The following is a 7,601-nucleotide window of genomic DNA, read 5'->3' as shown; positions in this document are numbered from 1 at the left end:
CCGCTACGGCGTCCGGCCCGGGCCCCTTTGGAGTACGTCACCTGCGGCCGCTCTTGCCGCCCTTCCCTCGCTTCTCCCTCACCCGCACCGAGATCTGCACCGGGGTGCCCTCGAAGCCGAACTCCTCACGCAGCCGCCGCTCGATGAAGCGGCGGTAGCCGGCCTCCAGGAAGCCCGAGGCGAAGAGGACAAAGCGCGGCGGGCGGGTACCGGCCTGGGTGCCGAAGAGGATGCGCGGCTGCTTGCCGCCGCGCACGGGGTGCGGGTGCGAGGCGACCAGCTCGCCGAGGAAGGAGTTCAGCCGCCCGGTGGGGACCCGGGTCTCCCAGCCCGCCAGCGCGGTCTCGATCGCCGGCACCAGCTTCTCCATGTGGCGACCGGTCCTGGCGGAGATGTTCACCCGCGGCGCCCACTGGGTCTGCACGAGGTCCCGCTCGATCTCCCGCTCCAGGTAGAAACGCCGCTCCTCGTCGAGGGTGTCCCACTTGTTGTACGCGAGCACCAGCGCCCGGCCGGCCTCGACGGCCATCGTGATGATCCGGGTGTCCTGCACGCTGATCGGCTCGCTGACGTCGATGAGGATCACCGCGACCTCGGCCTTCTCCAGCGCGGCCGCCGTGCGCAGCGAGGCGTAGTAGTCGGCGCCCTCGGTCAGGTGCACCCGGCGGCGGATGCCGGCCGTGTCGACGAACGTCCAGGTCGTGCCGCCGAGTTCGATGCGCTCGTCGACGGGGTCGCGGGTGGTGCCGGCCAGTTCGTTGACGACGACCCGCTCCTCCCCCGCGATCTTGTTCAGCAGCGAGGACTTGCCGACGTTGGGCCGCCCGATCAGCGCGATGCGCCGGGGGCCGCCGACGCCCTGGCCGAAGGTCTGGGCGGGCGCGTCGGGCAGTACCTTCAGCACCTCGTCGAGCATGTCGCCGGTGCCCCGGCCGTGCAGCGCGGAGACCGGGTGCGGCTCGCCGAGGCCGAGCGACCAGAGCATCGCGGCGTCCGCCTCGCCCGAGGGACCGTCCACCTTGTTGGCGCAGAGCACCACCGGCTTGCCGGCCCGGCGCAGCAGCTTCACCACGGCCTCATCTGTGTCCGTGGCGCCCACCGAGGCGTCGACGACAAAAACCACGGCGTCGGCGGCCTCGATCGCGAACTCGGCCTGCGCCGCCACCGAGGCGTCGATGCCCAGCACGTCCTGCTCCCAGCCGCCGGTGTCGACGACCTTGAAGCGGCGGCCCGCCCACTCGGCCTCGTAGGTCACCCGGTCCCGGGTGACGCCCGGCCGGTCCTCGACGACGGCCTCGCGACGGCCCAGGATGCGGTTGACAAGCGTCGACTTGCCGACGTTGGGCCGGCCGACGACGGCGAGCACCGGGAGCGGGCCGTGCCCGGCCTCCTCGAGCGCGCCCTCGATGTCCTCGGCGTCGAAGCCCTCCTGCGCGGCGAGCTCCATGAACTCCGCGTACTCGGCGTCGCCGAGCTCACCGTGCCCGTCGCCGGAGTGGATCTGGTCGTTCATGGAGTCCTGTCCCTCATGTCCTCGTGTACGGTCCGGGAGTCTCCCGGAGGCCGGTCGGTGTGCGGCCGGGGCCGCCACCACCGGCGGTGGTCCTCAGCGGCCGGTGAGCTTCCTCGCCCCGGCCAGATGGTCGGTGAGCCGGCGCTGGATCCGGGTCGTCGCCTCGTCCAGCGCGCGGCGGGTGCGGCGGCCGCTGCCGTCGCCCGCGTCGAACGGTTCGCCGAAGACGACGTCGACCCGTCCGCGCAGCGGCGGCACGGCCGATATCAGCCGGCTGCGGTGCTCGGCACTACCGAGCACCGCGACCGGCACGACCGGCGCGCCCGAGCGCACCGCGAAGTACGCCAGGCCGGCGCGGAGCGCGGCGAAGTCGCCCTCTCCCCTGGTGCCTTCGGGGAAGATGCCCAGCACACCGCCGCCCGCCAGCACGTCCAGCGCCCGGGTGATCGCGGCCCGGTCGGCCACCTCCCGGTCCACCTTCAGCTGCCCGATGCCCCGCAGGAACGGGTCCAGGGGGCCGACGAAGGCCTCCTTCTTGATCAGGAAGTGCACCGGGCGCGGCGCGGTGCCCATCAGCATCGGGCCGTCGAGCGCGTGGGTGTGGTTGACCGCGAGGATCACCGGGCCGGTTACCGGCACCCGCCAGGCGCCCAGCACCCGGGGGCGCCACAGCGAGTACATCAGCCCGATGCCGATGCGTCGCCCCACCGCGGCGCCGCGCTCGCCCGGCGCCCCGGCCGGGCTGCTTGGGTTTGCTGTGCTGGCTGGGCTCACGCGACCCGCTGCTTCTCTTCGATCAGCGTGACGACGCACTCGATGACCTGCTCCAGGGTCAGCTCGGTGGTGTCGACCTCCACCGCGTCGTCGGCCTTGGCCAGCGGGGAGGTCTTGCGGCTGGAGTCTGCCTGGTCCCTCTTGAGCAGGGCCTGCCGGGTGGCCGCGAGGTCCGCCTGGCCGTTCTGCGCCTTCAGCTCGCCGCCGCGGCGCGCCGCGCGGGCCTCCGGCGAGGCGGTGAGGAAGATCTTCAGGTCGGCACCGGGCAGCACGGTGGTGCCGATGTCCCGGCCCTCCACGACGATGCCGCGCTCTGCGCTGTCGGCGATGTGCCGCTGGAGGGCGGTGATCCTGGCGCGCACCTCGGGCACCGCGCTGACCGCGCTGACCGCGGCGGTGACCTCCGGCGTGCGGATCGGCCCGCCGGCGTCCTCGCCGTCCGCGGTGATCGTGGGGGCCGACGGGTCGGTGCCGGACTCGATGACCGGGCGCTCGGCGGCCTCGGCGACGGCCGCCGGGTCGTCGACGTCCACGCCGTGGGTCAGCATCCACCAGGTGATCGCCCGGTACTGGGCGCCGGTGTCCAGGTAGCTCAGCCCGAGCTTGGCGGCCACCGCCTTCGAGGTGCTGGACTTCCCCGTGCCCGAGGGGCCGTCGATGGCCACCACGACGGGAGCCGGGGCACCGGGGAGTACGGGGGTCGTCCCCTCCAGGGAAGCAGCCACGGTGACGGAGACCTTTCTCGAATGCTCTGGGAAAATCACTACAGTTCGGCGCACGGACACGGGCATGGGCCGACCACGGCCCCTACCAGGCTACCGGGAAGCTAGCCCTGCCTGATCGCCCAGCCCCGCTCCCGCAGGGCCTCCGACAGCCGGGCGGCGGCCTGCGGCTCCACCATGATCTGGACGTGACCGGCCTGCTGGCCGGTGGCGTGCTCGATACGGACGTCCTCGATGTTGACCCCGGCCCGCCCCGCGTCGGCGAAGATACGGGCCAGCTCGCCCGGCTGGTCGCTGATCAGGACCACGACCGTCTCGTAGGCGGTCGGCGCCTGGCCGTGCTTGCCCGGCACCCGCGAGCGGCCGGCGTTGCCGCGCCGCAGGATTCCCTCGATGCCCTCGACGCCCTCGGCCCGCTTGTGCTGGTCCGCGGACTCCAGCGCGCGCAGCGCGCGGACCGTCTCGTCCAGGTCGTCGGCGACGGCGGCGAGCACGTCGGCCACCGGTCCGGGGTTGGCGGAGAGGATGTCCAGCCACATCCGGGGGTCGGACGCGGCGATCCGCGTCACGTCCCGGATGCCCTGCCCGCACAGCCGCACCGCTGTCTCGTCCGCGCTCTCCAGCCGGGCGGCCACCAGGCTGGACAGCAGCTGCGGGGTGTGCGAGACGAGCGCGACCGCCCGGTCATGCGCGTCTGCGTCCATCACCACCGGCACCGCCTGGCACAGCGCCACCAGCTCAAGCGCCAGGTTCAGCACCTCGGTCTGCGTCTGCGCCGTCGGCGTGAGCACCCACGGCCGGCCCTCGAAGAGGTCCGCGCTGGCCGCCAGCGGGCCGGACTTCTCCCGGCCGGACATCGGGTGCGTGCCCAGGTACAGGCTCAGGTCGCCGCCCCGCTCCACCAGCTCCCGGCGCGGGCCGCCCTTGACGCTCCCGACGTCCAGGTAGCCGCGCGCCGCGCCCTCCCGCTGGAGTTCGGCGACGGTGGTGGCGATGTGCGCGGGCGGCACCGCGACCACCGCCAGGTCCACCGGCCCCGCGGGCGGCTCCGCGCTGCCCGCGCCCCGGGACGCGGCGGTGCTCACCGAGTCCGGGTCGCGGTCCCGCAGGTGGACGGCCACCCCGCGGGCGGAGAGGGCCAGCGCGGCCGAGGTCCCGATCAGTCCGGTGCCGATGACAAGCGCGGTACGCATTCTGGGGCGGTGTCCTCGCGGAGTGCGGCCGCGCCGCCCGGAACGCGCCCGGACGGTGTCGGCCTTGGCCTGGTGGTGACGGAGTGTCGAAGATCAGGATACGGAACGCCGCGTCGGGGCGCCCGGTCGGTCAGAGACCGACCTCCTTCATCAGCATGCCGACCTCGGTGTTGGTCATACGCCGCAGCCAGCCGGACTTCTGGTCGCCCAGCGCGATCGGGCCGAACCACGTGCGGACCAGCTTGTCGACCGGGAAGCCCGCCTCCGACAGCATCCGCCGCACGATGTGCTTGCGGCCCTCGTGCAGGGTGACCTCGACGAGGTAGTTCTTGCCGGTGTTCTCCACAACGCGGAAGTGGTCCGCGCGGGCGTAGCCGTCCTCCAGCTTGATGCCGTCCTTCAGCCGCTTGCCGAGGTCGCGCGGCAGCGGCCCCTGGATGGCGGCCAGGTAGGTCTTCTTCACGCCGTAGCGCGGGTGGGTGAGGCGGTGGGCCAGCTCGCCGTGGTTGGTGAGCAGGATCAGCCCCTCGGTCTCGGTGTCCAGCCGGCCGACGTGGAACAGCCGCGTGTCGCGGTTCTGCACGTAGTCGCCCAGGCACTGGCGGCCGTCCGGGTCCTCCATGGAGGAGACCACCCCGGCGGGCTTGTTCAGCGCGAAGAACAGGTACGACTGGGCGGCGACCGTCAGACCGTCGACCTTGATCTCGTCCTTCTCCGGGTCCACCCGCAGCCCGTGCTCCAGCACGATCTTGCCGTTGACCTCCACCCGGGCCTGCTCGATCAGCTCCTCGCAGGCGCGGCGGGAGCCCATACCCGCCCTGGCGAGCACCTTCTGCAGACGCTCGCCCTCCACCTCGCCGAACGTCTTGGGCAGCTTGATCTGCGGCTTGTCGTGCCGGGAGCGGTTGCGCTCCTCGATCTGGGCGTCGTACTCACGCGGCCTGGCCGGCGCGCCGCGCCGCCCGCCGCCCTTGCCGGGGCCGCCCTTGCCGGGGGCGCCACCCTGACCCGGGCGACCGCCGCCGCCCGTAGGCCGGCCGCCGGTGGAGCGCTGGGCACGCGGGCCGCCGCCCTGCTGCCCGGGCGCGCCCTTGGCACCCGTCCTGCCGCCGGCCTTGCCGGCACCGCCACCGGAGCCGCCCTTCGCCGGGCCGCCGCGCCTGCCACCGTCGCCGTCGCCGGACGGGCCCACGTCGTAGCGGCGCTCCTCCGGGCGGGGCCGGCGCTTGCGCCCGTTGTTGTCGTCGCGGCCGTTGCCCGCGCCCCGGTAGTTCCGGTTGCTGTTCCTGCCGCTGCTTCGCATCGCGTCTTCCGTCTACGTCGCGGATCCTCTTCGGTCACCGCTGCTGCTGTCTGCCTCGAAGGACGGCACGACCTCCTGGCTCTCCTCCTCGACCGCGTCCGCCTCCGGTAGGAAGGGCGCCAGGTCGGGCAGTTCGTCCAGGCCGCGCAGGCCCAGACGCTCCAGGAAGTAGTGCGTCGTCACATACAGGATCGCACCTGTTTCGGGTTCGGTGCCCGCCTCGGCCACCAGGCCCCGCTGGAGCAGGGTCCGCATCACGCCGTCGCAGTTGACCCCGCGCACCGCCGAGACCCGGGAGCGGCTGACCGGCTGGCGGTAGGCGACCACCGCCAAGGTCTCCAGCGCGGCCTGGGTGAGACGGGCCTGCTGTCCGTCCAGGACAAACGCCTCGACGGCCTCCGCGTAGTCGGGACGGCTGTAGAAACGCCACCCGCCGGCCACCTCGCGCAGCTCGAATCCCCGGTTCTGCCGGGTGTAGTCGTCGGCGAGCACGCGCAGCGCGTCCGCCACCTCCCGCCGCGGCCGCTGGAGGACCTTCGCGAGGTGGTCGACGGGCACCGGCTCGTCGACCACCATCAGGACGGCCTCCAGCGCCGGGGCCAGCGGCAGCTCGGCCACGGCGCCGGCGGGCGGCGGGGGCGCGCTCTGCTGTGCCGGGAGGCGCGGCGCGGGAACCTGCTCGTCGCCGTTGCCGCTGCCGTCGCTGCCGCTCATACGCTCACCTCTGACTGCCGTGCCGCGGGTCGCCGGTCGTCCTCTGCCGGCGCCTCCCCGTCGAACTCCGCGCCCACCTCGGCGGCGGACGCGCCGCCCCGCCAGCGCACGAGCAGCTCGCCCAGCGCCTCGGGTTGCTCCAGGGCCACCGCCCGCTCCCGGTACAGCTCCAGCAGGGCGAGAAAGCGGGCCACGACGGTGAGGGTGTCGGCGGCGTCCTCCGTCAGCGCCGCGAAGGTGGCCTCGCCACGCTCCCGCAGCCGGTCCACCAGCAGCCCGGCCTGCTCGCGCACGCTGACCAGCGGGGCGTGGATGTGGTCCACGTACACCTGCGGCCGGGGGCGGGGCCGCATCGCCTTGACCGCGAGACGGGCGAATCCCTCGGGCCCGATCCGGATGACCACCTCGGGCAGCAGCTCGGCGTGGTGCGGCTCCAGCCCGACGATCCGGGGGAAGCGCCGGGCCTCGGCCGCCAGGCGTTCGGTGAACACCTCCGTGACCCGCTTGTAGGCCCGGTACTGGAGCAGCCGCGCGAACAGCAGGTCCCGGGCCTCCAGCAGGGCGAGGTCCGCCTCGTCCTCGACCTCGGCCGACGGCAGCAGCCGGGCCGCTTTCAGGTCCAGCAGGGTCGCGGCGACGACCAGGAACTCCGTCGTCTGGTCGAGGTCCCAGTCCGGACCCATCGCCCTCAGGTGCGCCATGAACTCGTCGGTGACGCGGGAGAGCGCCACCTCGGTGACGTCCAGCTTGTGACGCGCGATGAGTTGCAGGAGCAGATCGAACGGCCCCTCGAAGTTGTCCAACACGACGGTGAACCGCCCCTCGCCCCCCGCCGCCGGGTCGGCGGTCCCAGCCGACGCACCGGGCACCTCCGAGCCGTCGGGCTCGGGCACCTCGGGAGGCTCGGACAATCCGGCAGGCGCAGCGTGGACGGCGCGAGCGGCGGGCTTCCCCGGGCTCGGGGTCCTGACCGGGTCAGGGGACTGAACGGCGGTACCGGACGGCCCGGCCGGACGGACGGGCTCGGCCGCTTCCGGCCTCCCCGCGAACTCAGCAGCACCGTCGACCGGCTCGACCGGGCGGGTCGGCTCAGCCGCGTGGCCGGCGGGCTGGCCGGTGTGGCCGGCCGCCTCTGCGGCGCCGGGTGGCCCGCCTGCACGGCTGACGGGCCATGCCGGTCCGACCGATTCGACCCCGTGGCTCGCGGCCTCGCCCGAATCGACAGGCCGCGCGCCACGGCCGGGGAGTTCGGTCTGGCCGACGGGCTCGGTCGATTCCACGGGCTCGGGCCGCCCGGCGGGCCCGGTGGCGGGGTCGGGCGGACCGGTCGGCTCTGAGGTGGGCGGTGAGGCGTCGGATGGGGCGGCCTGCGTCCGCCGGGG

7 protein-coding genes are annotated in these 7,601 nt (G+C 73.9%); all 7 read right to left on the bottom strand.

Annotated elements, in window-relative coordinates:
- Positions 1 to 37 precede the first annotated feature (37 nt).
- The 7 genes from der to FNX44_RS29080 all read right to left on the bottom strand — a co-directional run bounded on the left by der (position 38) and on the right by FNX44_RS29080 (position 7,112).
- Entirely contained in the window at positions 38 to 1,513 is a 1,476-nt protein-coding gene (gene der, locus FNX44_RS20985) for a ribosome biogenesis GTPase Der (RefSeq protein WP_143650151.1), read from the bottom strand.
- Positions 1,514 to 1,606: 93 nt separating this feature from the next.
- The gene (locus FNX44_RS20980) at positions 1,607 to 2,287 is read right to left on the bottom strand and encodes a lysophospholipid acyltransferase family protein (protein ID WP_323369543.1); all 681 of its coding nucleotides are present in this window, start codon (positions 2,285 to 2,287) and stop codon (positions 1,607 to 1,609) included.
- On the bottom strand, positions 2,284 to 3,012 hold the full coding sequence (gene cmk, locus FNX44_RS20975) for a (d)CMP kinase (RefSeq protein ID WP_323369542.1): 729 nt from the start codon (positions 3,010 to 3,012) through the stop codon (positions 2,284 to 2,286). Before cmk ends, FNX44_RS20980 begins: the two co-directional genes overlap by 4 nt.
- A gap of 101 nt (positions 3,013 to 3,113) precedes the next feature.
- Entirely contained in the window at positions 3,114 to 4,202 is a 1,089-nt protein-coding gene (locus tag FNX44_RS20970; RefSeq protein WP_143650147.1) for a prephenate dehydrogenase, read from the bottom strand.
- Between the two features lie 130 nt (positions 4,203 to 4,332).
- Complete coding sequence (locus FNX44_RS20965) at positions 4,333 to 5,505, bottom strand: pseudouridine synthase (RefSeq protein ID WP_153507556.1); 1,173 nt, start codon at positions 5,503 to 5,505, stop codon at positions 4,333 to 4,335.
- A 12-nt stretch (positions 5,506 to 5,517) separates the two neighbouring features.
- The gene (gene scpB / locus FNX44_RS20960) at positions 5,518 to 6,219 is read right to left on the bottom strand and encodes an SMC-Scp complex subunit ScpB (protein WP_143650146.1); all 702 of its coding nucleotides are present in this window, start codon (positions 6,217 to 6,219) and stop codon (positions 5,518 to 5,520) included.
- Positions 6,216 to 7,112 carry a segregation and condensation protein A gene (locus FNX44_RS29080; protein WP_407699171.1) on the bottom strand — a complete coding sequence of 299 codons (897 nt, stop codon included), beginning with the start codon at positions 7,110 to 7,112 and terminating at the stop codon, positions 6,216 to 6,218. Before FNX44_RS29080 ends, scpB begins: the two co-directional genes overlap by 4 nt.
- Positions 7,113 to 7,601: the final 489 nt, after the last annotated feature.

The sequence above is a fragment of the Streptomyces alkaliterrae genome (assembly GCF_007097205.2).
GTDB lineage: Bacteria > Actinomycetota > Actinomycetes > Streptomycetales > Streptomycetaceae > Streptomyces > Streptomyces alkaliterrae.
This window is presented reverse-complemented; position numbering and strand designations above follow the sequence as displayed.

What these genes read in the sequence shown, in the direction of transcription:
- der (WP_143650151.1), bottom strand. Translation starts at nt 1,513, where the DNA reads ATGAACGACCAGATCCACTCCGGCGACGGGCACGGTGAGCTCGGCGAC.
- FNX44_RS20970 (WP_143650147.1), bottom strand. Translation starts at nt 4,202, where the DNA reads ATGCGTACCGCGCTTGTCATCGGCACCGGACTGATCGGGACCTCGGCC.
- FNX44_RS20965 (WP_153507556.1), bottom strand. Translation starts at nt 5,505, where the DNA reads ATGCGAAGCAGCGGCAGGAACAGCAACCGGAACTACCGGGGCGCGGGC.
- scpB (WP_143650146.1), bottom strand. Translation starts at nt 6,219, where the DNA reads ATGAGCGGCAGCGACGGCAGCGGCAACGGCGACGAGCAGGTTCCCGCG.